Consider the following 25,021-nt stretch of genomic DNA (forward strand, 5'->3'; position numbering starts at 1 on the left):
AAGATTTGTATGAGGCTATCATTAGTTATCAAAAAAGAGAGCGTAGATTTGGAAAAACAAGTGAACAAATTAAATAATTTTTTAGTGTTACAAAAAAGCATAAAGATAGTCCTAAGCCTGTTAATTTTTGGAAGTTTTTCACAAGTTAAAGCCCAAGAAAGAGTTCCTTTTGATCAAGGAAAACCATACATCCTCGCCAATGTTGACGTTGTTGGAAAAATAAGTTTTAATTCTCAAACCGTGGTAACCTTTGCTGGTCTTGAAAAGGGGCAAGTAATCACTGTTCCTGGCGAAGAAATAAGTAACGCCATAAAAAAATTAGGGAAACTGGGACTCTTTGACGAGATTTCATTTTATGTGAACCGAATTGAAATGGACAGCATTTACCTTGATTTGCACGTTGAAGAATTGCCAAAATTAAATGACGTAAAACTCGTTGGTGTAAGTAAAAGCAAAATCGAAGGTTTAATAAAAGACAATGGCCTCACAAAAGGCAAAGTGGTTAACGAAAATTTAATCACGACAACCAAAAATTACATCGAAAACAAATATAAAAAAGACGGCTTTTTCAATACCAAGGTCACCATAAATACCGTTATAGACACAGCGCAAGTTAACCAAGTTAACATGGTTGTGAAAATTGACAAAGGAGCAAAGGTCAAAATTAAAAAAATTGATTTTATAGGAAACAAAGAATTGAAAGACGAGTCATTGAGAGCCGCAATGAAAGACACAAAGCAAAAAAAATTACTGACCTTAAAAGCATCAAAATTCATCAAGGAAAAATACCAAGCTGACTTAGTCAAAATGATTGATGCCTACAAGGAAAAAGGATATAGAGATGCCCGTATAATTTCAGATTCCGTTGCCTACAATCCGGATTTAAATGCCATAATGATTAAAGTCAAAGTCGAAGAAGGAAACAAATACCGTTTTGGGAACATCAAATTCCTTGGAAATACCGTGTATTCTGACGAAGGACTTCTTGCAATGCTTGGCATCAAAAAAGGAGATACTTACAACGGCGTTCTTCTTGAAAAAAGAATTGCAGACAAGTCAAAACCAGACGGTGAAGACATTACCAATTTATATCAAAACAACGGTTATTTATTTTCCAACATAAATGCCGTAGAGACAAAAACGGCCAACGACTCCATCGATTTTGAAATTAGAATCACGGAAGGTCCAATTGCTTATTTCAACAAAATCACCGTTACAGGAAACGACAAAACAAATGACCACGTAATCTACCGAGAACTAAGAACCAAACCGGGAGAAAAATACAACAAAGAATTATTGATAAGAACCATTCGTGAAATTGGGCAATTGGGATTTTTTGACCCAGAAAGCATCGAACCAAAATTTAAAAACGTTGATGCAGCTGCCGGAACTGTTGACATAGAATATCCGTTGACCGAAAAAGGAGCTAGCCAAATAGAACTACAAGGTGGTTATGGCGGAGGTGGTTTTATAGGAACTTTAGGATTGTCATTCAATAATTTCTCTGCGAGGAACTTGTTCAACAAAGAAGCTTACAAACCGCTTCCGATGGGTGATGGACAAAAAGTATCCTTGAGATTACAAGCCAGCACTTATTATAGAACCTATAGCGCTTCCTTTTCAGAGCCTTGGTTCGGAAAGCAAAAACCAGTACAACTTAGCACCTCGCTTTCGTATACAAGCCAATTTTACAATAATTTCCAAACACAAAAAGTAGATAAAAGTAAAAGTTTTAACATTTTAACTTTATCCGTTGGAATTTACAAAAGGCTTACCGTACCTGATGATTTTTTCGGATTGTCTCAAACCATAAGTTACCAACATTATGATTTGCATAATTACAATACCGGTTTATTTACATTTGGAAATGGAGCATCAAGAAACTTGGCTTACACCATAGGATTATCAAGAAGCAACAAAGGTGTCAATCCAATATTCCCAATTTATGGAGCAGAGTTTAGTTTAGTAGGTAAATTCACGCTTCCTTACTCTTTGTTTAACGGAATCGATTATGCCAAATTAGGCGATAAAGAAGAATACAAAATGAAAGCCACTGCAGATGCCACACAAGCAGATGCAAACGGACAAATGATCAAAATAGGAGACTATCTTGATTCCCAAGGAAACAAAGCAAACACTTATCAAGATGCAGTAGCAGATCCGGCAAAAGTGGACCAAAAGAAATACAATTGGTTAGAATATTACAAAATAAAGTTCAAAGCGGATTGGTATACAAAAGTTTATGGTAAATTAGTACTCCGTTCTTTGGTGGAATATGGTTTCTTGGGAGCTTACAATCAAGACAGGGGAATAATCCCTTTTGAAAGATACTTTTTAGGAGGAGACGGAATGGCCAATTATTCCATGGACGGTAGAGAAACAATAGCACTTAGAGGATATCCAAACAGTTCATTGACTCCAGTCAACAAGTATGGAGAGCCAATTGGAGCAACAATTTACAACAAATATTCATTAGAATTGCGTTATCCTATAACCTTGAAAGCGTCGGCATCCATATATGCACTCACCTTTTTGGAAGCAGGTTCGTCATTTGATACCTTCCAAAATTACAATCCGTTTGCATTAAGCCGTTCGGCAGGTCTTGGATTAAGAGTATTTATGCCAGCATTTGGATTATTAGGAATTGATTTTGGTTACGGATTTGATGGATTGCCACAAGCTAACGGAACATTAGGGTCTACGGCTCACGGATGGGAGACACACTTTATCATTGGTCAACAATTTTAAAAAATTAAAATAAATTTTTCTAATACAGCATAGTTATGAGAAAACAATTTTTATTTATTTTTTTAGTCATGATTGTATCAAATACAGTCCAGGCACAGACTAGGGGAACTAAAGTAGGCTTTATTGACATGGAATACATTTTGCAAAATGTGCCCGATTATACCGAAGCCCAAAACCAATTAGAACAAAAAGCCCAAAAATGGAAACAAGAAATTGAAGCCAAAAAAATTGAAATCAACAAACTAAAAGAAGCTTTAAAAGCAGAAAAAGCTTTATTAACAAAAGGGCTTATCGAAGAAAGAACTGCCGAAATCACGTTTCTTGAAAACGAAATGCTGGACTACCAGCAAAAAAGATTTGGTCCTAATGGCGATTTAATGTCCCAAAAAGCCGGTTTGACAAAACCAATACAAGACCAAGTATTTACAGCCGTACAAGATATCGCCGAAGCCAAAAAATATGATTTTATTTTTGACAAAACTTCGGATTTAACCATGCTATTTGCAGCCAAAAAATTTGACATCAGCGATCAAATTATTCGCGTTTTAAATCGAACTGAAAAAAGAGGACAGCTAACAAAAAAACAACTCAAAGAGGAAGAAGCAAAAGAAATCCAAGAAGATGCACTTGATGAAAATCCAGCTTTATCAGACAGACAAAAAGCATTGGACGCCAAAAAAGCGGCACGAGATAAAGCCATTGCCGATAGAGTACAATTGCAGGAAGAAAGAAAAAAAGCAGCCGAAGATAAAAGATTACAAATCATAGCCGACAGAGAAGCCAAAAAATCTGGTGCAACTCCAGCATCTTCAAAAACTGCCGCACCTATTAGTGGCAATGAAATAGAAAAAGAAGCCACAAAAAATGCCGCAGCCGAGGCAAGACAAAAACAACTGGACGAAAGAGCATCAATCCTCGAAGCCCGTAAAAAAGCAGTTGAAGACAACAAAAAAGCCCAAGAAGAAAAAAGAAAACAAATAATAGCCGATAGAGAAGCTAAAAAAACAACTGCAGTTCCTGCAACTGAAAAAACAGCCACAGCCAACCCAGCTGGCAACAATGCAGAAAAAGAAGCTGCAAAAACTGCCGCTGAAGAAGCAAAACAAAAACAAATCGACGCAAGGGCAAAAACATTGGAAGATCGCAAAAAATTGGCCGATGAAAACAAGAAAGCACTTGAACTAAAAAGAAAACAAGCACTAGAAGAAAAAGAAGCCAAAAAAACTGGCACGATTTCTGAAAGCACAACAAAAGAAGTAGAAAAAACAAAAGACACTGTTGCTACTCCCACTAAAGAAACATCAAAAACTGCCGCAGAAGAGGTAAAACAAAAACAAGCAGAAGCCAGGGCCAAAACATTGGAGGAACGCAAAAAAGTGATTGAAGACCGTAAAAAAGCATTGGAAGAAAAAAGATTAAAAATTATTGAAGAAAGAGAAGCCGCCAAAAAAGCGAATCAGGAAAAATTAAAATTAACAAAAGAGAATACAAACAATAATTAATTACTAAATATTTTAAAACGATGAAACAAATCAAAACTTTACTAATTGCTGCAATACTAGTTTTAGGAGCCAGCCAGACTATTAACGCACAAGCAAAAACAGCTCATGTTGATGTAAGTGAAATTATGACAAAAATGCCTGCCATGCTGGATGCTCAAAAACAATTGGAGAAATTGAGCGCCACTTACGATGCTGAGTACAAAAAAATGGCTGATGAATTTTCAACAAAATTAAAAAAATACGATGCGGAATCTGCAACTGTAACTGAGGCTGTAAATGCTGAACGTCAAAAAGAAGTTCAAGACATGCAAAAAAGAATCCAAGATTACGGTCAAAATGCCCAAAAAGAATTGCAACAAAAACAAGAAGATATCACTAAACCTATTTACGAAAAAGTAAGAACTTCTATCCAAAAAGTGGGTAAAGCAAAAGGGTTTCAATACGTTCTTGATGGTTCAACACTTTTATTGGCTGACGGTCCAAACTTGACTGCTGACGTGAAAAAAGATTTAGGTTTCTAAAAAAAACTTACTCAAATTAAAAAACCGTTCAACCAAAATTTGGATTGAGCGGTTTTTTTATGCCTTTAATTTTTAGGAAATTTAATGTGTAGCAACTAACTTTGTTGCTATGGAGAACAATAAACCTATCGGAATTTTTGACTCGGGAATTGGAGGAACTTCCATTTGGGCGGCAATTCACCAGTTACTTCCCAACGAAAAAACCATCTATTTGGCCGACAGCAAAAACGCTCCCTACGGCCAGAAATCAAAAGCCGAAATCATCGCATTGAGCATAAAAAATGTGGAACTGTTGCTCAAAATGGATTGCAAATTAATCGTGGTAGCCTGCAATACAGCCACCACAAATGCAATTCAAGAATTGAGAGCGAAATATAACGTTCCTTTCATTGGCATAGAACCAGCCATCAAACCGGCTGCTACAAATTCGAAAACACAAACCATAGGAATTTTGGCCACTCAAGGCACCCTAAATAGCGAACTTTTTCATAAAACCACCGAGAAGTTCCAAGACACCAAAATCATTGAACAAGTAGGCCATGGATTGGTACAACTCATCGAAAGCGGCAACATCAATTCACCTGAAATGACACAACTGCTCCACTCCTATCTCGACCCGATGATTGAGGCCAATATTGATTACCTGGTTTTGGGTTGCAGCCATTATCCGTATTTGATTCCACAAATTAAAAAAATACTTCCTGCCAGTATCCAAATTATTGATTCCGGTGAAGCAGTGGCCAAACAAACACGAAATGTGTTGCAAGAAAAAGCGGGATTTGCAACCAATGAAAAAAGCGAAGCGCTATTCTACACCAATTCCAATCCAAAAGTGCTTTCGGAAATCCTGGGAAATAAATATAAAATTTTAGAAAAAGATTTCTAAGGAATTGAATTATTCCTCCTCTTTGTACCAACCGGAATACATCACGTAATTATTTGCAATACGAGCCACCTCGCCGGCAAAATCAGATTGATTAATTTCCTTTACCTTCTTTGCGGGAACTCCAGCATAAATACTGCCCGATTCCACAACCGTGTTTTGGGTAATTACGGCTCCAGCAGCAATTATGGAATTGCTACCAACAATACAATTATCCATAATAATGGCTCCCATCCCTACCAATACGTTATCCTGAATGGTACAACCGTGCACAATTGCATTATGGCCAATAGAAACATTGTTGCCAATAATTGTGGGATGTTTTTGATACGTGCAATGGATAATGGCTCCGTCTTGAATATTTACTTTGTTTCCAATGGTAATAAAATTTACATCACCTCTCACAACCGCATTAAACCATACACTGCAGGAATGACCGAAAGAAACTTCGCCAATAACGGTTGCATTTTCGGCCAAGTAACAATCTTCCGGTATGGAAGGCGTTTTTCCGTTTAGAGATTTTATCAACATTTTAGGAAATTTTTCTAGATAATTCGAATTAATTAATGGCAGGACAATTACACTCGTAACGCTCTTTTTTGCAGAATAAATCGATTCCCAATGTTATTTGATGAAAGCCACCAGTATCAAAATTTACTGGACCTGAAAGATGCGAATACGTGTAAGCAAACATGAATTTATCAAAATTCACACCAATAATCGGCGTTATGTATTGCAACTTTTGGGAAGAAATTCCGCTACCGCTTAAATATTCGGCGCCATCAAAACTTCTGCGATACGATAAAGCACCCCAAAGTTTTCCAAAATCAAAGTTCTTGTAAGCCTTCATATTGATGTCGATGGATTTTTCCTTGGTCTTGTCTACCATTTGGAATAAAATAGAAGGTTCCCATAAAATTCTGTCCCTATCACCAAAAACATAACCTGCACTCAACAAATATTTTCTCAAATTGTCACTTTCATATTCCGTATAAATTTCTCTTCTAGTTTCAATCGCATTCTTGACCGTTCCATGTACATAAAAATCCAAATAATTATAGGAAGCACCAATGTCTAAATTAAAATAAGCATCTTTTTGAACAATGGTTCCATTAATAATTGGATCAAAATCCCCTGATTGCAAAAACTCGGTTTCATCCAGTTCACTCTGAAAAAAATCGGCGCTAATACCAAAAGACAATTGATTCAAATCAATTTCATCCCTTGAAAACATAAGATGATGTGCATAAGTCAACTTCATTCCTTTCTGGGAATGATAGCCATTTTTATCATTAAAAAGAATTACCCCCACTCCAGATCTTTCTCCCACTCTTCCGTTGTAACTCAATGTTTGAAGTGCAGGCGCATCGGTTTGATCAAACCACTGTTTTCGTGCAGTAAGCCTAATTTTGTCACAATTGGCGGCACCAGCCATTGAAGGGTGAATCAAATAATAATTATCTGACAAATAATCTGAATAAACCGCAATTCCTTCTTGTGAAAAAGAATATGAGCTGACCAGGAAAAGAGCTAAGAAAAACTTGATTTTATGATACATTCAAATATGTTATAAGCATGGAACTTTGACATCAATTAAAACAACGTAAAAAGAGAATAAATATTCGATTAAAACGACATTAAAGTTAATTTATTCTTTAAAAAATCAAATATAGTTATTAGTAGAAAATAACTTCGTTAAATTTGTAAAAAATTAAAGAAACCATGTCAAAAATAACAATAAAAGAAACACAAAACCCAACTATCCTAAAATTTGAATTCGAAGATTTTATTACCCAAAACGAAAGTTTCGAGTATAAAAATATTGACGAAACCAAGAATTCTCCATTGGCGCAACAATTATTCTATTTGCCGTTCGTAAAAACCATTTACATTTCGGGGAATTTCATCGCCATCGAAAGATTCAGCATCGTGGAATGGGAAGACGTGAAAGATGCCGTAGCGGAACAAATCGAATTATTTGTGGCCAAAGGCGGAATAATCATCACGCCATCTGAAAACAAAACACAAAAACAACCGATTACCGTTTACGGCGAAACGACTCCAAATCCGGCAGCACAGAAATTTGTGGTAAGCAGAATGTTGACCAAAACTCCGGTTGAATTCAAGAACATAGACGAAGCCAAAGCATCTCCATTGGCACAAGAATTATTCAAATTTCCTTTCGTGAAAGAAATTTTCATCGACGAAAATTACATTTCGGTGACCAAATATGAAATCAGCGATTGGCAGGAAATCACTTTGGAATTGAGAACTTTCATCAAACAATACATCGAAAACGGAGGAACCGTTCTTGACGAAAGCTTGATTGTTGCCAAAGCCGAACAAGAAAAAACAAAAAATCAAGAGTTTGACAATCTAGATGTTACTTCACAGCAAATCATCAACATATTGGAAGAATACGTGAAACCTGCCGTTCAGGCCGATGGTGGAAATATTGCTTTTGAATCGTATGACGAAGCCACCAAAACGGCAAAAGTAATCCTTCAAGGAGCTTGTAGCGGTTGTCCTTCCTCAACTTTTACCCTGAAAAGCGGTATCGAAAATATGCTAAAAAGTATGCTCAACGACGAAGCCATCACGGTAGAAGCAGTAAATGCTTAATTAAGTATCCAGTTTTCAGTCGCAGTATTCAGTAAGCTGCGACTAAAACTGCGACTGATTTGAGTGCTAACAAACAGGCGAAGCAAAACTAAAAAAATGAACCTACTTTCAGAAGAAACCAGTCCGTATTTATTGCAACACGCCAATAATCCCGTGCATTGGAAAGCTTGGAACGAAAATTCATTGGCTGAAGCCAAAGAAAAAAACAAGCTGATCGTCATCAGCATTGGCTATTCGGCCTGTCATTGGTGCCACGTCATGGAACACGAAAGTTTCGAAGACCAAGAAGTCGCCGAGGTGATGAATGCGAATTTTGTCAACATCAAGGTCGATCGCGAGGAACGGCCAGACGTGGACGCGGTTTACATGAAAGCCGTCCAGATTATGACTCGTCGTGGCGGATGGCCGCTGAACGTGGTCACGCTTCCCGACGGAAGACCCATTTGGGGCGGAACCTATTTCAGGAAAGGGGAATGGATGCAAACGCTTGGTCAATTGCAGGAAATCTATCTTTCGACTCCCGAAAAAATGCTGGATTATGCCGAAAAACTGCACGAAGGCATCCAGTCCATTGGTATTATCCCCAATGAAAACAAGGAAACAAACATCGACCAAGACCAAATCACTGCCTTGGTCAAAAAATGGGAAGATTATTTCGATTGGGATTTTGGCGGAATGGCCAGCGCACCCAAATTCATGATGCCCAACAACTATCATTTTTTGATGCGTTTTAGTTACCAAAAAAAAGACAACCGCTTACTCGAATTTGTGAATCTTACCTTGACCAGAATGGCTTTCGGAGGTATTTTCGACACGGTTGACGGCGGTTTTTCGCGCTATTCGGTGGACAACAAATGGCACGTTCCCCATTTCGAAAAAATGCTGTACGACAACGGACAATTAGTTTCTCTATACAGCGACGCCTACAAATTAACCGGAAATCCTTTGTACAAAGAAGTTGTCGAAAAAACACTTTCTTTCGTCGAAAGGGAATTGCTGAATCCCGAAGGCGGTTTTTATTGCGCCCTCGATGCCGATAGTTTGAATGCGGAAAATCATCTGGAAGAAGGTGCTTTTTATGTCTGGAAAATTGCCGAACTGAAGACGATTGTCGGGGACGATTTCGAATTGTTCAGCCAAGTGTTCAACATCAATACTTTTGGTTTATGGGAAGACGGAAATTATGTCTTGATTCAAAACCAAGGTTTAGATGAAATCGCAAAAAACAACAATATTACTGCTGCTACGCTCCAAAAAAAGAAAATATTCTGGGAGAAAGTACTTTACCTTAAAAGAGAAAAGCGTTCCAAACCCAGACTGGACGACAAATGCCTGACTTCTTGGAACGCCATTATGCTCAAAGGTTATGTTGACGCCTACAAAGCTTTGGAAGAACCGAAATATTTGAATTTGGCCCTGAAAAATGCCAATTTCATCATCAAAAACTTATGGTCGGGCGAAGGAAATTTGTATCATAATTACAAAAACCAAAAAAGTACCATCAACGGCTATCTGGAAGATTACGCTTGGGTTATTGCCGCTTTTATCGGTTTGTACGAAGTGACATTGGACGAAAAATGGCTTCGCGACGCCAAGCAATTGACCGATTACAGTTTGGAACATTTTTATGACGAGAAAACCGTTTTTTTCGCCTTTACTTCCAATCTGGACGACGCCTTGATAACTTCGCATTACGAAACCGAAGACAACGTGATTCCAGCCTCCAATTCGGTGATGGGAAAAAACTTGTTCCAGTTGGGACTTTATTTCGAAAATTCACATTACGAAAAAGTGGCGCAACGAATGCTGCACACTATTTTTCCCAACTTTAGTTATCCTTCCGCCTATTCGAATTGGCTGGATTTGGCCTTGAACTATTCCGAGCAAAACAAGGAATTGGCTATTTGTGGCGAAACGGCATTGGACTATTGCAACAAAATAAACGGCCTGTATCTTCCCAATGTAGTTCTTGCCGGCGCAAAAAAAGTCTCGAATCTTCCTTTTTTGAAAGATCGATTTGTTGCCAACCAAACCCTTTTTTACCTTTGCCAAAACAAGACTTGCCAAGCTCCAAGCCACGATTTCCAGAAAATTGTTTCCGATTTAATTTAAAATAACAGCTATTTTTTCATAAAATGACTCTCAACACAGAACACATTACCACTTATGCAGAGACTTTCATCAAAGTTTTAATTGATTATTCTCCAAAATTAATTTCCGCTTTCTTAATCCTGTTTGTAGGACTTTACGTGATTCGCGTCATCAACAGGCTCATTCGAAAAATAATGGTCAAGAGAGATTTAGACCCCACATTGACGAAGTTTCTCGCCGATATTTTGCTTTGGGTTTTAAGAGTCTTGCTGTTCGTGACCTTCATTTCGAAACTGGGAATCGAAACCTCGTCGTTTGTGGCTATTTTGGGTGCAATGGGACTTGCTGTAGGCTTGTCGCTTCAAGGTTCGCTGTCTAATTTTGCGGGCGGGATGTTAATTATTTTGTTCAAACCTTTCAAAGTGGGCGACACTATCGAGGCATTGGGCGTTACGGGAACGGTTTGCGAAATCCAGATTTTCGTGACCAAGCTAATCAATGGCAACAACCAGACTATTTTTGTCCCGAACGGCACCTTGTCCAATGGCACGATTATCAATTATTCGTTGCAAGGCATCCGAAGAGCTGATTTGACACTTTCAATTTCTTACGATACCGACATTCGAAAAGCCAAAGACTTGATTACAGAAGTTTTGAACAAAAATCCAAAAGTATTGAAAACCCCCGAAGCCGAAGTTTCTGTAAAACTTTTGACAGACAATTCGATTCAACTGGCCGTGAGACCTTGGGCCAACAATGCTGATTTTGGCGCTGTTAGTTCTGATACTTTAGAGAGTTGTAAATTGGCCTTTGACGCCGCCGGAATAGTGATTCAGCCTTTTGTTAAAGGGGTTTCGAGGAATAGTTAAAAGTATTATTTCTTCGAACTGGTAATCATAAAATCCTTCAAATAATAGGGTTCAAAATAAGCCACATCCACGGTTTCGTTTTTTTGGTATTTTTCAAAACTCAACAAACTCATTTCTTTTGCCGAAGGATATTTGATTGCTTCCAAAAAGACATGGTTTTCCTTGTTTAAAACCGGTTGGCATTTTTCGGCACAATCACCCACGAAATAAAGGGTTTCATTCAATTCTTCAAAAGAATTTTCGGTGATGATTTCGGCTTGGACGGCTCTTTTGTTGTAAAAATTTGGAGTAAAAATAGCACTGTACACTTCCATTCTTCGGGCATCAAGCATTGGAATGATCAATCCGTCTGATACTTTGGCTTGCGAGGCCAAAACCTGCAAAGTATCCACGGTAATCAAGGGAATTCCCAAAGCAAAACAAAGTCCTTTCGCAGCGGAAACACCAATACGCAATCCAGTATAAGAACCTGGTCCTTGACTCACTGCAATCGCTGAAATGTCTTGAAAAGCAAGACCTGCTTCCTTGATGATTTCCTCGATAAAAACGTGCAAACGTTCAGCATGGGAATAGCCTTCTTCGGCAATTTCTTTACACAAAATTGTTTTTCCGTCTTTTGCCAAAGCAACAGAACAATTCTTGGTAGCGGTTTCGATGTTTAAAATATAGGACAAAATGTGGCTTCGGTTTAGGATTTGAATTCTATGTTTTTAATTCTCCAAATTAGCATTCCGAAAAAGGAGGAATCCCAAAATGAAATTCCTCCTTCGTCAAATGACTAGCTGGTTTTTGCAAAGTTATAAATTACAAACAACTATTACTTTTTATCTTCTGTTTTTTCTAGAGTCACTTTATCTCCTGAATTCAAATCTTTTGAAACTGTAGAATAAGGTCCCGTTATGACCACGTCTCCTTTTTTAAGTCCAGTGAGTACTTCAATATTGGTATCGTCTTGAATTCCTGTTTTTATGATTCGGATTTTGGCTTTATCTCCTACTTTGACAAAAACGCATTCCAGTTTCTTTTCGTTTTTTGGAGTTGCTTTTTTCTCGTCCTCATCTTCCACTTTAAATGTTTTTACGGCTGTCGTGTCTGTTTTTACCACCACGGAACTAATTGGCACTGCCAAAACGTTAGCTTTTGTTTTGGTAATAATATCAACTGTTGCTGTCATTCCTGGTCTAAAAGGAGAATAAGTCGCTGGTTTTCCTTCCAACAAATCTTGGTAGGATTCTTTCAAAATTCTCACTTTTACCTTGAAATTGGTCACTTGATCAGCTGTTAACGTAGAACTCGCCGAATTTGAAATACTAGTCACGACCCCTTTGAATTGTTTTTTTAAATAAGCGTCAACTTCAACCTTGGCTTCGTCACCCACTTTTATTTTCACGATGTCGTTTTCATTCACGTCGACTTCCACTTCCATGTTATTGAGGTTGGCCACGCGAAGAATTTCGGTTCCAGCCATTTGTTGCGTTCCCAAAACTCTTTCTCCCAATTCGACGTTTAGTACAGAAATTGTTCCGTCGGCTGGTGCATAAATCGTGGTTCTTCCCAAGTTGTCTTTCGCTTCGTTTACGGTTGCCGAGGCACTTTGCACGTTGAAATAAGCGGATTGTTTGTTCGCTTTGGCCACTTCAAAAGTAGCCACTGTTTTGTCCCAATCTGATTTGGAAATAATTCCTTTTCCAAATAATGTTTTGTTTCTGTCGTAATTGGCTTTGGCTTCGTTATAGGAAGCATCGGCTTGGGTCAAGCCTGATTTAGTCGCAGATAAATTAGCAACGGACCTGTTTAATCCCGAAGTATATAAATCAGGATTTATTTTTACCAATAAATCTCCTTTTTTGACTACTTGTCCTTCTTTTATTGGCAAATCAATGATTTCGCCGGAAACCATCGAAGCAATTTTTACTTCAATTTCGGGCTGGATTTTCCCGGTTGCCGAAACGGTTTCGACAATCGTGGTAGCTGCAACAGTGGCGATTTCAACGGATTTTCCTTTGTCTTTGTTGCCAATGACACCCGTTTTAGAAAGTACAATTAATAATGCAATTATTGCAACTGCTCCGCCTATTAATAAATAAATAGTTTTTTTAGACATGATAAATTAGTTTTTTAGGATTGGGATTCCAAAATAGAATTCCAGTATTTTGATTTTAAAAATGTAGTCGTATTTGGTTCTAAGCACTTCAGATTGAGCAGCGGAAAGCAACGTTTGCGACTGGTTGAAATCGAAAGAATTCATCATTCCCACGGCATATTTTTCTTTGGCGTAATTGTAAGCTTCCTGTCTGGCTTCTAATGCTGCAAGGGACGATTCATAAGCATTCAACCCTCCTTTAGCATCCGTAAATGCCGTGTAAACATTTCTTTGCAAGGCCAATTCTTCTTGCTCAACCGCGATTTTTGATTTTTCTAAATTTACTTTGGAGCGTTCCACATTGTTTTTTGTCGAAAATCCATTGAAGATTGGAATCGACAATTGTGCGCCAAAAGCTTGTCCTCTATTATCCATAAATTGGTTAGAGAACGATGCTGGACTTTTAGTTCCAATTATATTGCCATTGGTATCGAATGCAGGCACATTGGCATATGAAATTTGCGTGTTGAGATTGTAAAAACCTTGTAGAGTAGGTTGAAAAGCACCTTTTGCAATGGCTACATTTTTTTCAGCGATTTCTAAATTGGTTTTAGCAATTTTCAATTCTGTTCTTTGTTCCTTGGCTTTGTCGTAAACAGCTATTGGAGTTTGAGCCAATATGTTGTTTTCGTCTTTTATCGAAGTATCATCCGTTACGTCAAAATCAAAAAAATCTTTTAACTGTAACAATTGGGCCAAGGATAATTTTGAAATCAACAAGGCATTTTCAGCAGCCACAACTCTTTGTCCGTCCGAAGCCACAGTTGCCTTTATATCCAACAAATCACCTCTTGGCACCGAACCGGCTTTTACCAATTCTTCGGAACGGGTCAATTGCTTTACGTTGTTGGCCTTTTGTTCTTGTTGCACTTTCAAATTTTCTTTATTGAAAAGGACTTGCAAGAAAGCATTGGCGACATTCAACGCCACATCTTCCTGCATTTTTGTCAATTGATATTTGGCGGCAATAATCGAAAGATTCGCTTTTCGAAGCGTATTTTGATTTTGTAAACCTTTGTAAATATCAAAACCAACACCTGCTCCAAATGAGGAATATTGTGTAGTTTGATTTCTCTTGAGACCAGTTGTAGGATCTGTATTTAAACCAATATTCCAAGAGTGGTTTGCATTGGAATTCAACGAAGGAATAAAATTTCCGATGGCGCCTTTTTTGTCAATGGCAGCGTTTTTAGAATCTAATTCGGCTTGTTTGATGGAAATATTATTATCGATGGCATATTTCACACACTCTTCTAATGTCCATTTTTTAGTTTGGGCCTGAATCGAGAAGCTCAACAGCATGATAATAAAAAAACTGATGCAATTATTTTTTTTCATATATTTTGAATGAAAGCGTAGCAAAGGTACTACACAAATTTAACATTTATTTTAAAAACGGAATTCTTTTTATGTAATGTCTTATGGCTGCGGCTCTTCTGTTTTCAAGCCTTGATTCCAAACTTTTATTTTGTCGGAAGCTTTCAACCCACTTTTAACTTCCACATAAATACCATCGCTGACACCTAAAACAAGATCTTTTCTTGTGAATTTTTGAGTTGTCGTTTCCACTTCCACGTACGGTTTTTGTGTCTTGGGATCAAACTGTATCAATGCTTCTTTTACGGCCAAAACTTTATCCGCTCTCTCCAAAATAATCGAGGCATTGGCACTCAAACCTGCACGAATAAAGGTATCGTCCCTGTTTAATAATGATGCTTTTATTTCGAATTGAATGGCGCCATTTTCGGTTTTCCCTTTTGGTGCAATATCCGTTAAAACAGCGTTGAATTTTTTGTTTTCGATAGCTCCAACGGTAATTTCAATTGGCAAGTTGACTTTTATTTTTCCTACTTCGGATTCGTCTATTTTTCCAACGAATATCATTCTTCCCACATCGGCAACACTTGCTATGGTAGTTCCTTCGTTGAAATTATTGCTTTCAATTACTTGATTTCCCACTTTTACGGGAACATCCAGCACCATTCCGTTTACTGTAGAACGAATTAAAGTGTTGGCGTAATTTCCAAGACCGGAAGTGGTTCCTGTTTTTACGATATCGTAACCTTGTTTGGAAGCGGCATAATTTTGTTTGGCTTGTTTGTAAGCCAGTTGTGCCGCATCAAAATCATTGGCAGAAATAACGCCTTTGTCAAATAATGTTTTTTGCCTTTGGAAGATTTTTTCTTGGTTGTCCAAATTTATTTTGGCGGTTTGAACCTGGTTTTGGGTATTGCTCAAATTCGAAACATTGGCCACCACTTTTATTTTGGCAATCAAATCTCCGGCCTTAACAGTTTGTCCGGCTTTGATATAAACTTCTTCAATAATTCCCGAAATGTTCGGTTTGATCAATACTTCTTCGTCGGGAACAATATTACCGGTTGCAATGGTGTTCTTGACAATTGTTTTGACTTCAGTTTTATCTGTTTCAAAAACAACTGGAGATTCCTGGTTTTTGGCATACAAATAATATAGCGCACCGAAAAACACTATTACTATAAAAATTAAAATTGATATGGTTACTCCTTTTTTCATATTGATGATTTTTAATTCGATTTTTATTTTTTTGATTGATACTTTATTCTGTTCTTAATGCGTCAACAGGTTTTACTTTTATGGCGGTTTGAGCCGGAATAAATCCCGCCAACAACCCCGAGCCAACTAATATAATTAAGGCGAAAAACACTACTGGCAAATCGACACTTGGATTGGCAAACATCGAGCCTTCGCTGGGCATTGAATCCAAAATCTTGTTGATGACTATCAAAACCCCGGTTGCTGCGCCAATGCCCAACATTCCGGCTGAAATGGTCAAAAAGATGGATTCCAACAATATTTGGGAACGGATTGCCGCTGGTGTTGCGCCTAAAGCTCTTCGGATTCCAATTTCCTTGGTTCGTTCTTTTACAACTATCAGCATGATATTTGAAATCCCGATAACGCCCGAAAGCAATACTAGTGTTCCCACAAAATAGGCAATGAATCTAAGTATGGAAAATAACCCCAATATTTTGCTGAATTCCTCATACAAATCGAAATTTCCAATGGCTCGTTCATCATCCGGACTGATGGAATGTCTGGATTTCATAAATTCCAAAATTTTCGGTTTTAATTCGGTGATTGAAGCATCATCGTTTGCGGTAATGGCCATCCAGCCTACTCTATCACCATAATTGAAAGCTTGTTGGAAAGCAGTAAAAGGAACAAAAACATTTTTTTGTGCTTCTTCTGCATTGCCGTTATTATTGGATTTTGTTTTGTAAACACCCACCACCATAAAGTTTACCCCATTGATTTTGACATAAGTTCCAATAACTTCCTCTGCTTTTTCATACAATCCGTCAATCACGCCTTGTCCAATCACGGCAACTTTCCTGCTCGTCTCAATATCCTGGTAATTTACAAAACGTCCTTTTACAATGTCCATTGATTCCTGTTTAACATATTCAGGATAATCTCCATAAACGTTGAAAGCGGCTGTTTTTGTACCTCTAACCACATTGTTTCCGCCTCTAAAACCGCCTAATTGGTTCCTTGGAGAAACATATAAAAGGTCGGGGAATTTTTCTTTTAATGCTGGAACATCGCTGTTTTGAAAACTAAATTGTCTGGTTTTTGGAAGTCCTTTGTAGGGTTTTGAAGTGGCTTGTGTCCACATAAACATCGTGTTTGTCGCCATTCCGGAAAAGCCTTGCTTGACTCCATTTTCCAATCCATTTCCTGCCGCAAGTAGAATTACCAAAATAAATATTCCCCAGAAAACCCCAAAAGCAGTGAGTATTGTCCGAAACGTATTTGCGGTCAATGCCTCTAAAATTTCATCCCATTTATCTCTATCAAACATAATTATTCGTCTCTAAGTGCTACAATAGGTTTTATTCTGGCGGCTTTGTAAGCTGGAAAAAATCCAGCCAATGCACCTGCAAATATCAGTAATACCAAAGTGGTTAAAGCGATGGTAAAATCGACTTCGGGATTAAAGAAATATTCACTTTTAATTTGTGGCCCAACCAATTCCAAAAGCGCCAAGCTGGACAAAAGCCCAATAAAACCGGCTATTGTGGTAATAAAAATCGATTCGTGCAAAATCATTCCAACAATGGAAATTGGCGTTGCCCCTAGTGCTTTTCTAATTCCAATTTCCTTGGTTCTTTCCTTTACAATAATCAACATAATATTGCTTACCCCCACAACTCCCGCAATGATGGTACATATCCCAACCCACCAGAAAAACAATCGAATGTACAAATTCAAATCATAAAACTGTTTAATGTTTTCTACCGTACTATTGATTCCTATTCCGCTGGTATCCTCGGGCGCAATTGTGTTTTTAGCTTTGAGCAATTGTGAGATTCCTTCGGTGAATTTTTTAGACTCGGCCAATGCTTCCTCATAAGTGTCTTTTTTATTGAGCGTAAAAGACATGTCACTCAACTTGTCTCCTCCGCTGCCAAAAACCTGTTGCACGGTTGTTATGGGCAAATATGTTCTGGATTCCTCCCTTTCGCCACCTGGATCCGTATAAACACCAACAACTTTGAATTGCACGTTGCTAATTAAAATTTGCTCTCCAATAGCATTTTTATCCTTAAATAAATCTCGTTTTAATTTTTGTCCAATAACCGACACTTTCCTGTTATTCACCAAATCAATGTCGTTTACAAATCTTCCTTCAACGACACTGACTTTTTCTATAACCTGATGATCTGGAGAAACGCCCTGGCAGTCGTAGTTTCCGGTTTCTTTTCCGTAAACTATATTGCCATTCCAAATATTAAATTTCGAGCTTTTCTTGTCTATTTGATTGTCAAATTTTTGTTTAGAAATCACGAAATCGCTGTTGCGTAATTGAACACGTCTTCCAGGGTTTAATCCTTTGTATTCTTTTGTTGTCGTTCCTGCCCAAATCCAAATAACACCGTCGGCATCGTTTTCAAACTGTTTGGCAATTCCGTTTTCGAGTCCTTTTCCGGCGCCGAGAAGAATGACCAAAATAAAAATTCCTGAAGCCACGGAAGTTCCCGTGAGAAAGGTTCTCATTTTATTTTTGGCAATAGCCTCGAATATTTCCTGCCAGCGCTCTATGTTAAACATATGATGAAGCTCTTACTTGTTCTACATATTTATCATCGATGATTATCCCGTCTTTTAGCACCACGTTTCTTTTGCACATCGCGGCAATATCGGGTTCGTGGGTTACAATCAAAATCGTTTTGCCTTCGTCATTTATCCCTTGGATTAACTCCATGACTTCATAAGAAGTCAATGTATCCAAAGCTCCCGTTGGCTCATCGGCCAATAACACTTTAGGGTTCGACGCCAAAGCTCTCGCTATCGCCACACGCTGTTTTTGTCCGCCGGAAAGTTCGTTGGGCAAGTGATGTGAATGCGATGCCAATCCTACTTTTTCAAGATAACGCATCGCTATTTCGGTGCGTTCTTTTCTTTTTATTCCTTGGTAATACAATGGCATTGCCACGTTGTCCAAGGCTGATTTATAATTGATCAAATTGAACGATTGAAAGACAAAACCCAAAAACTGGTTTCGGTATTTGGAAGCGATAGTTTCGTTAAGTTTTTTAATGGGCACATTATCCAAAACATAATCGCCCGAATCAGCTTCATCGAGAATTCCGAGAATATTCAACAAGGTAGATTTTCCGGAACCGGAAGAACCCATAATGGCCACCAGTTCTCCTTCCTTGATATTGAAATTGATTCCTTTTAGCACATGCAATTCAGAACCGCCAACTTTATAGGATTTATGCAAGTCTTTAATTTCAATCATGTTGGGTAATTTTAAAACAATATTAATTATTCTTTAAAAGAAATTGTAATAACGAAACGTTAATACCATATAAGTGAATAAGACTTATTCCAATTGAAAATGTTACAGTTTAACCTTAAAATATATTTGTTTTACTAATTTTGCCTTTTCAAACAAAAAATAAAATGCTGAAATTTCGTTCCATTCTACTTGTTTTCCAAATCATTTTTTTGCTTTCGAGTTGTTCCACATCCAATAAAATTGCGGCTCTAAAACCAGAACCAGACAACGCAAGTCCATTAATTTATGACAACACTCCTTCCTTTATCAATTTGCCCATTAGCGTAAAACTAAAGGATGTCGAAAACCAAACCAATGCGCTATTGAATGGATTGATATACGAAGACAACAACATCGAAGACGATGCTGTCGAAATGAAAATTTGGAAGTTGGCTCCCATAACTATCGAAAATGACAAAGAAAGTGCCGGTGGAAAAATTAAAACGGTGTTACCATTAAAAGCATTGGTCAAATACCGAATTGGCACAAAAAAATTGGGCGTTGAATTGTACAACACCAAAGAATTCAACTTAAATGGTGTGGTAACTTTGGTGAGCGATGTTAGTTTGGCCAATTGGAAACTCAACACCAAAACCGAGCTAAAATCTTTGGATTGGAACGAAAGTCCCACAATGGTCGTCTTCGGAAAAAATGTTCCCGTTACTTATCTCATCAATCCCGCTGTTAAACTATTTAAATCAAAAATCGAAAAAAAGATTGATGCCGCCATCGAAAAATCAATGGATTTCAAACCCAATGTTTTGGCAGCTTTGGAAAAATTATGCACTCCTTTTCAAATGAGCGAAGCTTATGAAAGCTGGCTTAGAATTGTTCCTGTAGAAATCTATTCGACCAATGCCAAACTTAAAAACGACACTTTTTTGATGGAAATGGGAATGAAATGCACGATGGAAACTTTGATTGGAGGCAAACCGGAATCAAAATTTGATGCGACAAAAATCGCTTTGAAACCAGTAACCAAAATCCCGAACCAAATCACGGCAAACATTGCAGCAGTTTCTACTTATGCGGAAGCTTCAAAAATAATGACCAAGAATTTTTCCGGACAAGAATTTGGTTCCGGCAGCAAAAAAGTAAAGATTCAAAAAGTGGACATTTGGCACAAAAACGACAAAATGGTGATTGCTTTAGACCTTTTGGGAACGGTAAACGGAACAATTTATTTAACGGGATTTCCACAATACAACGAACAGACCAAAGAAGTATATTTCGATAAATTGGATTATGCCTTGGACACCAAGAATAAATTAATGCGAACTGCCAACTGGCTGGTGCAAGGACTGGTTTTAAGAAAAATTCAGGAAAGTTGTCGCTATTCCATCGTTCCTAATTTGGAAGAAGGAAAGCAAAACATGATGGCATATTTAAAAAATTATTCGCCAATGCCCGGTGTTTTTGTCAATGGCAAAATGGAAGACATTCAATTTCACAAAATTCAATTGACGAACCAAGCGATTATTGCTTTTATAAAAGTAAATGGAACCGTTAATGTTGCCGTGGACGGCTTGAAGTGATTTCAGTTTAAAAATTCAATTATTCCTGCTTTTTCTTCTTTCTCATTTGATAAATGTAATATCCAATTCCGCCAACAAGCAAATACGGAATGATCATTAAATAAACAATTCCATCATTTACAGCCTGTGCCTTCACTGCATTTCCTTCGGTTTCCAGAGCGGCACGACACATCGCGCATTGTGCGTTTGCAGCAACAGAAAAGAACATGGAGAACAGAAAACAGAAAACAGAAAATTTGATTTTCGTTTCCCTTTTTTCACTTCTAACTTCTAACTTCCCACTTTTAACTTTACTAAACATAATAAGGCGAAATCATTAAATAAACAACAACACCAGTAACGGCAACATACAACCAAATTGGGAAGGTGATTTTCGCAATTTTTTTATGTTTGTCAAATTTTTCGGCCAAAGTACGAACATAAGTTATCAAAACCAATGGAATCACCGCAATGGACAAAAGGATGTGCGATATCAAAATAAAGAAATACAGGTTTCTAATCATTCCTTCTCCTCCAAATTTTGTGGAATCCGAAGTCATGTGATAAGCAACATACATCACTAAAAAAACTACCGAAAGTGCAATTGCAGTTGTCATTAATTGTTCGTGAAGTTTTCTTTTTCCGTTTTTAATGGCCAATACTCCAACAACCAAAACTACAGCCGTTACACCATTTATTGTGGCATAAATAGGCGGAAGAAAAGAAAGCGGCTCAACATGAAATCCAAAATCTTTTAATTTTACGCTAAAAAGAAGCGCCACCACAACAGGAATCAAAATGGATACTAATACTATAAACTTGCTGAATTTTTGTTCTAACGAATTCTTTTCCATCTTTATTCTTTTAATAAAATTGCTATGTCTTGTTGAATGTCTCTTACTCCTTTTTTGTCCAGACCGTCATAGTATAAAATCGGGTTTCCGTAATTGTCTTTTCTGCATCGGATATTGCCGTTTTTGTCAATCAGGGCAAACAATCCAGAATGTTCAAAACCACCTTGTACTTTACTATTTTGTCCGGCATAAATATTGAATCCTTTATTTGACAAATCAAAAATATAGTTTTTGTCTCCGGTCAAAAAATTCCAATTTGATGATTTAACGCCCAATAATTCGCGGTGTGCTTTCAAAATTGCTGGAGTATCGTGTTCTGGATCGATCGTAATGGAAACGATGCCAAAATTAGGGTTTCCAAAAAAAGTTTTTTCAATTTGTAGCATACTTTGATTCATTTTTGGACAAATGGACGGACAAGTCGAAAAGAAAAACTCCAAAACATATACTTTGCCGTTGTAGGTTTCGTTGTTAATCTTTAGATTATCTTGGTTGAGCAGTTCAAATTTTGGCGCAGGACCAATTTTTTCCAATTTACCATCCTCTTTTGAGGAATTGGATACTTTATCTAAACGATCTCCTTTTACAATTTCATTATTTTCAATTTTGTCAATTATTTTCGGAACGGCATAAATTCCAAAAACTAGAACAACAAGAGAAATCCAGATGTATGATTTGTTTTTAAGCATTGTTTCTAAAAGTTAAAGTCGTTTTGAAGCATTGTGATTTTTTTTGAGTGCTGCACGGTATTCGTATAGAATAACTTTAAAATCATCCAGCATTTCGTTGCTCAATTCGGCAGGATGAAACGTGTTGTAGCCTTCTTTATATCCCTTTTTTCCCTTTCTTCCCCTGAGATTTCTTTCTTTATCGATAATATATACGTTTGGAGTTCCTAAATCAGCATCTAATTTATCGACTAGTTTTAATTGGTCGTAATACGCCTTGATTTCTTCTGGAGAAGCAAAAACGAAATGCCATTGACTGACATCTGTAAATGCTTTCAAGGCATTTACAACACTCTTGGCTTCTTGTTCTGTTCCCAATGGACACAAAACCACAAATTGCAAGTCTTTGAAAGTATGGTAGCGTTGGTAGATTTTTTGGTTTAAATTAAAAAAATTTCCCCTGTTCTTTAAAAGATTGGTACCTGAAAAACCAAGGATTGTTATTTTTTCATTCAAACTTATCTTTTGGTTATCCAATGATTTCCAATTGCCAAAGTCGGCAACATTGGGCGTGATAACAGGTAGTTTAGTGAAACCGTTTATTCCTGATGCAAAAAAAAGATAGGCAACAATAGGTAAAACAAAAAGAACGAAGAGAACAATATTTTTTTTCATGGGTCGTGCCTGAATATGATATGCAAAAATAAAAAAAGGCGCGCAATGCGCACCCTTTTTCTTGAATTAATATTTTGTTAAAAATTCCACTTGATAGTGCTATCTTTAAAAACCTCAAAAATATAATTTCCTTCAGTTAAAAGGATAAAAAGTAAATAAATTACCAAAAAGATTAATGGCAGAATAACCGAATATCTTAGATTAGATTTTTCACCTTCCATATGCATAAAGGCATAAACAATATAATATGCTTTTACAATCGTCAAAATAATGAATAACCAGTTCAGCAAATTCAAGCCCAAGAAACTATTCATGTGCAAAGCTTCCGGTTTTATAATCCCGAAAATTACCTCAACAATTGTTATTACAGATAATATTCCAAAAACTGTCCAAATTCTTTTTGTATTAGATACGTGTTCGTGTGACATAATAATTGCTTTTTGTAAATTAAACTAGATAGAAAACCGTGAATACAAATACCCAAACTAAATCAACAAAGTGCCAATATAGTCCCACTTTTTCTACCATTTCATAACTTTTTCTTTTCTCGTAAGTTCCGAGCAAGACATTAAAGAATATGATAATATTGATAACAACTCCAGAGAATACGTGGAATCCGTGGAAACCTGTAATAAAGAAAAAGAAGTCGGCAAATAATTTGCTTCCATACTCATTTCTGGTCAAGTTTGCTCCTTCAACAACTAAAGTTGCATCGTTTAAACGCAATTGAGATTCTTCTCTGGTTAAAATTGTTTTGTGTTTGTGTTTCGTTAATTCGTGATTAATTTTAGTGTCTTTTGCACTGGCAGGGCTATCTTCATAAATAGTCTCTGTTCTAATCAATAAATCTGGATGTGCTTTGAAACCAGCTTGAACTTCTGCCACGGAATAAGATGGCAAAGAAGCTTCTTCCATAAACCATTTTCCTTTATTCCTGGTCAATTGTTCTCTGTCTTCGGGCAAAGTTGCAGCGAAATCAGCAAGTGCCACACGATGACCTTCCTTGTCAACAAATTGAAGTAGACTTCCTCCTTTTGTTTCTATGGCTCCATATTCCCCTTTGATGAAGTTTTTCCATTCCCAAGCTTGTGAACCAACGAAAACAAGACCTCCAACAATGGTCAAGAATAGATAAATGGTAACTTTTTGTTTTTTCAATTGATGACCAGCATCAACGGCAAGAACCATTGTCACTGATGAAAAAATCAAAATAAAAGTCATAAATGCCACATAATACATTGGTGCCGAAACGCCATGCATAAATGGAAAGTGTGTAAACACCTCATCGGCTAAAGGCCAAGTTTCAATAAATTTAAATCTAGAAAAGCCGTAAGCAGCTAAAAATCCAGAGAATGTTAAAGCATCTGACAGGATAAAAAACCACATCATTAATTTGCCATAACTAGCTCCCATTGGCTCATTTGCGCCTCCCCAAGTTTTTTCTCCACTATTCGCAGTAGTAACTGTATCCATAAAAGTTATTCGTTAAAAAGTTTTCAAATCTACAATTTTTTATTATTTAAAGAAAAATAAAAATAAAAATAAATATACCCACAATAAATCAAGAAAGTGCCAATACATTGCACCCAGTTCAATACCAAGTGTTTGAGTCGAATTGTATTTGTGTTTGAATTGATTGTAAATGATAATTAAAAGTGCAATTAGTCCACCGGCAAGATGTGCCAAATGCACAACAGTTACTATATATAGAAATGTCGTAGTAATCGAACTTTCGGCTCCTGTGAAATAATAACCATTCGCCACTATTTGTCCAAAGCCCACAAATTGCAAAACAACAAACAATATTCCCAATGCCAAAGTAGCCAAAAGAAATGATGTTGTCGCTTTTTGATTGTCCTTTTGGATGGCTTTTTTGGCCAAATGAAAAGTGACGCTACAACCTATAATTACTGCGGTACTGTAAAAAAAAGCCGTTGGCAATTGAAAATCCTTCAACCAATCAACTCTGGATTTGCTCACTACAAAAGCACTTGTAAGTCCTGCAAACATCATAATCATACTTATTATGGCGAACAATAACAGCAATTTGTATGATCTTGCTGTTCTTGATTTATGCTCTTCGGCGGTCATTGTCGTTGTCATA

At 37.2% G+C, this 25,021-nt stretch carries 24 protein-coding genes; 8 read left to right on the forward strand and 16 right to left on the reverse strand.

What is annotated here, in order from left to right:
- Positions 1 to 84 precede the first annotated feature (84 nt).
- The 4 genes from C0430_RS05480 (at position 85) to murI (ending at position 5,657) form a co-directional block, all read left to right on the forward strand.
- Complete coding sequence (locus tag C0430_RS05480; RefSeq protein WP_290866320.1) at positions 85 to 2,748, forward strand: POTRA domain-containing protein; 2,664 nt, start codon at positions 85 to 87, stop codon at positions 2,746 to 2,748.
- A 68-nt stretch (positions 2,749 to 2,816) separates the two neighbouring features.
- Positions 2,817 to 4,250 carry an OmpH family outer membrane protein gene (locus tag C0430_RS05485; protein WP_366559306.1) on the forward strand — a complete coding sequence of 478 codons (1,434 nt, stop codon included), beginning with the start codon at positions 2,817 to 2,819 and terminating at the stop codon, positions 4,248 to 4,250.
- 20 nt (positions 4,251 to 4,270) lie between these two features.
- Positions 4,271 to 4,771: an OmpH family outer membrane protein gene (locus tag C0430_RS05490; protein WP_290866322.1), complete on the forward strand. Its 501-nt coding sequence runs from the start codon at positions 4,271 to 4,273 to the stop codon at positions 4,769 to 4,771.
- A 109-nt stretch (positions 4,772 to 4,880) separates the two neighbouring features.
- Complete coding sequence (gene murI, locus C0430_RS05495) at positions 4,881 to 5,657, forward strand: glutamate racemase (protein WP_290866324.1); 777 nt, start codon at positions 4,881 to 4,883, stop codon at positions 5,655 to 5,657.
- Positions 5,658 to 5,666: 9 nt separating this feature from the next.
- Here murI and C0430_RS05500 read toward each other — a convergent pair whose 3' ends face one another.
- Together C0430_RS05500 and C0430_RS05505 are read right to left on the reverse strand one after the other, a co-directional pair.
- Complete coding sequence (locus C0430_RS05500; protein WP_290866326.1) at positions 5,667 to 6,185, reverse strand: gamma carbonic anhydrase family protein; 519 nt, start codon at positions 6,183 to 6,185, stop codon at positions 5,667 to 5,669.
- Positions 6,186 to 6,213: 28 nt separating this feature from the next.
- Entirely contained in the window at positions 6,214 to 7,212 is a 999-nt protein-coding gene (locus tag C0430_RS05505) for a type IX secretion system membrane protein PorP/SprF (RefSeq protein WP_290866328.1), read from the reverse strand.
- Positions 7,213 to 7,376: 164 nt separating this feature from the next.
- On the opposite strand from C0430_RS05505, the gene C0430_RS05510 reads away from it, so the two are divergent.
- The 3 genes from C0430_RS05510 to C0430_RS05520 all read left to right on the forward strand — a co-directional run bounded on the left by C0430_RS05510 (position 7,377) and on the right by C0430_RS05520 (position 11,236).
- A complete protein-coding gene (locus C0430_RS05510) occupies positions 7,377 to 8,276 on the forward strand; it encodes a NifU family protein (protein WP_290866330.1) in 900 nt (299 codons plus the stop codon).
- 96 nt (positions 8,277 to 8,372) lie between these two features.
- Positions 8,373 to 10,388 (forward strand): thioredoxin domain-containing protein, encoded by a 2,016-nt coding sequence (locus tag C0430_RS05515; protein ID WP_290866332.1) that lies wholly within the window; start codon positions 8,373 to 8,375, stop codon positions 10,386 to 10,388.
- 23 nt (positions 10,389 to 10,411) lie between these two features.
- Positions 10,412 to 11,236, forward strand: coding sequence for a mechanosensitive ion channel domain-containing protein (locus tag C0430_RS05520; RefSeq protein WP_290866334.1), 825 nt, complete (start codon positions 10,412 to 10,414; stop codon positions 11,234 to 11,236).
- A gap of 5 nt (positions 11,237 to 11,241) precedes the next feature.
- Here C0430_RS05520 and tsaB read toward each other — a convergent pair whose 3' ends face one another.
- From tsaB to C0430_RS05555, 7 genes are all read right to left on the reverse strand, one after another.
- Complete coding sequence (gene tsaB, locus C0430_RS05525) at positions 11,242 to 11,910, reverse strand: tRNA (adenosine(37)-N6)-threonylcarbamoyltransferase complex dimerization subunit type 1 TsaB (RefSeq protein WP_290866336.1); 669 nt, start codon at positions 11,908 to 11,910, stop codon at positions 11,242 to 11,244.
- A gap of 143 nt (positions 11,911 to 12,053) precedes the next feature.
- The gene (locus C0430_RS05530) at positions 12,054 to 13,340 is read right to left on the reverse strand and encodes an efflux RND transporter periplasmic adaptor subunit (protein WP_290866338.1); all 1,287 of its coding nucleotides are present in this window, start codon (positions 13,338 to 13,340) and stop codon (positions 12,054 to 12,056) included.
- Positions 13,341 to 13,346: 6 nt separating this feature from the next.
- Positions 13,347 to 14,717 carry a TolC family protein gene (locus tag C0430_RS05535; RefSeq protein ID WP_290866340.1) on the reverse strand — a complete coding sequence of 457 codons (1,371 nt, stop codon included), beginning with the start codon at positions 14,715 to 14,717 and terminating at the stop codon, positions 13,347 to 13,349.
- Between the two features lie 81 nt (positions 14,718 to 14,798).
- The gene (locus tag C0430_RS05540; RefSeq protein WP_290866342.1) at positions 14,799 to 15,914 is read right to left on the reverse strand and encodes an efflux RND transporter periplasmic adaptor subunit; all 1,116 of its coding nucleotides are present in this window, start codon (positions 15,912 to 15,914) and stop codon (positions 14,799 to 14,801) included.
- A gap of 43 nt (positions 15,915 to 15,957) precedes the next feature.
- A complete protein-coding gene (locus C0430_RS05545; RefSeq protein WP_290866344.1) occupies positions 15,958 to 17,223 on the reverse strand; it encodes an ABC transporter permease in 1,266 nt (421 codons plus the stop codon).
- A 2-nt stretch (positions 17,224 to 17,225) separates the two neighbouring features.
- Complete coding sequence (locus tag C0430_RS05550; protein WP_290866346.1) at positions 17,226 to 18,473, reverse strand: ABC transporter permease; 1,248 nt, start codon at positions 18,471 to 18,473, stop codon at positions 17,226 to 17,228.
- The gene (locus C0430_RS05555) at positions 18,466 to 19,167 is read right to left on the reverse strand and encodes an ABC transporter ATP-binding protein (RefSeq protein ID WP_290866348.1); all 702 of its coding nucleotides are present in this window, start codon (positions 19,165 to 19,167) and stop codon (positions 18,466 to 18,468) included. Before C0430_RS05555 ends, C0430_RS05550 begins: the two co-directional genes overlap by 8 nt.
- A 167-nt stretch (positions 19,168 to 19,334) precedes the next feature.
- Here C0430_RS05555 and C0430_RS05560 point away from each other — a divergent pair, with 167 nt between their 5' ends.
- Positions 19,335 to 20,741, forward strand: coding sequence for a DUF4403 family protein (locus C0430_RS05560; RefSeq protein WP_290866405.1), 1,407 nt, complete (start codon positions 19,335 to 19,337; stop codon positions 20,739 to 20,741).
- A gap of 19 nt (positions 20,742 to 20,760) precedes the next feature.
- Here C0430_RS05560 and C0430_RS05565 read toward each other — a convergent pair whose 3' ends face one another.
- The 7 genes from C0430_RS05565 to C0430_RS05595 form a co-directional block, all read right to left on the reverse strand.
- Entirely contained in the window at positions 20,761 to 20,949 is a 189-nt protein-coding gene (locus tag C0430_RS05565) for a hypothetical protein (RefSeq protein WP_290866350.1), read from the reverse strand.
- A gap of 85 nt (positions 20,950 to 21,034) precedes the next feature.
- Entirely contained in the window at positions 21,035 to 21,574 is a 540-nt protein-coding gene (locus C0430_RS05570) for a DUF420 domain-containing protein (RefSeq protein ID WP_290866352.1), read from the reverse strand.
- 2 nt (positions 21,575 to 21,576) lie between these two features.
- Positions 21,577 to 22,263 carry an SCO family protein gene (locus C0430_RS05575; RefSeq protein ID WP_290866354.1) on the reverse strand — a complete coding sequence of 229 codons (687 nt, stop codon included), beginning with the start codon at positions 22,261 to 22,263 and terminating at the stop codon, positions 21,577 to 21,579.
- 12 nt (positions 22,264 to 22,275) lie between these two features.
- Positions 22,276 to 22,917, reverse strand: a complete 642-nt coding sequence (locus C0430_RS05580) for a hypothetical protein (protein ID WP_290866356.1) — start codon at positions 22,915 to 22,917, stop codon at positions 22,276 to 22,278.
- Between the two features lie 77 nt (positions 22,918 to 22,994).
- A complete protein-coding gene (locus C0430_RS05585; RefSeq protein ID WP_290866358.1) occupies positions 22,995 to 23,345 on the reverse strand; it encodes a cytochrome C oxidase subunit IV family protein in 351 nt (116 codons plus the stop codon).
- A gap of 19 nt (positions 23,346 to 23,364) precedes the next feature.
- On the reverse strand, positions 23,365 to 24,390 hold the full coding sequence (locus C0430_RS05590) for a cytochrome c oxidase subunit 3 (RefSeq protein ID WP_290866360.1): 1,026 nt from the start codon (positions 24,388 to 24,390) through the stop codon (positions 23,365 to 23,367).
- 42 nt (positions 24,391 to 24,432) lie between these two features.
- Positions 24,433 to 25,020, reverse strand: coding sequence for a cytochrome c oxidase subunit 3 (locus tag C0430_RS05595; protein WP_290866363.1), 588 nt, complete (start codon positions 25,018 to 25,020; stop codon positions 24,433 to 24,435).
- Position 25,021: the final 1 nt, after the last annotated feature.

This window comes from Flavobacterium sp., from assembly GCF_013823965.1.
In the GTDB taxonomy this organism is placed as follows: domain Bacteria; phylum Bacteroidota; class Bacteroidia; order Flavobacteriales; family Flavobacteriaceae; genus Flavobacterium.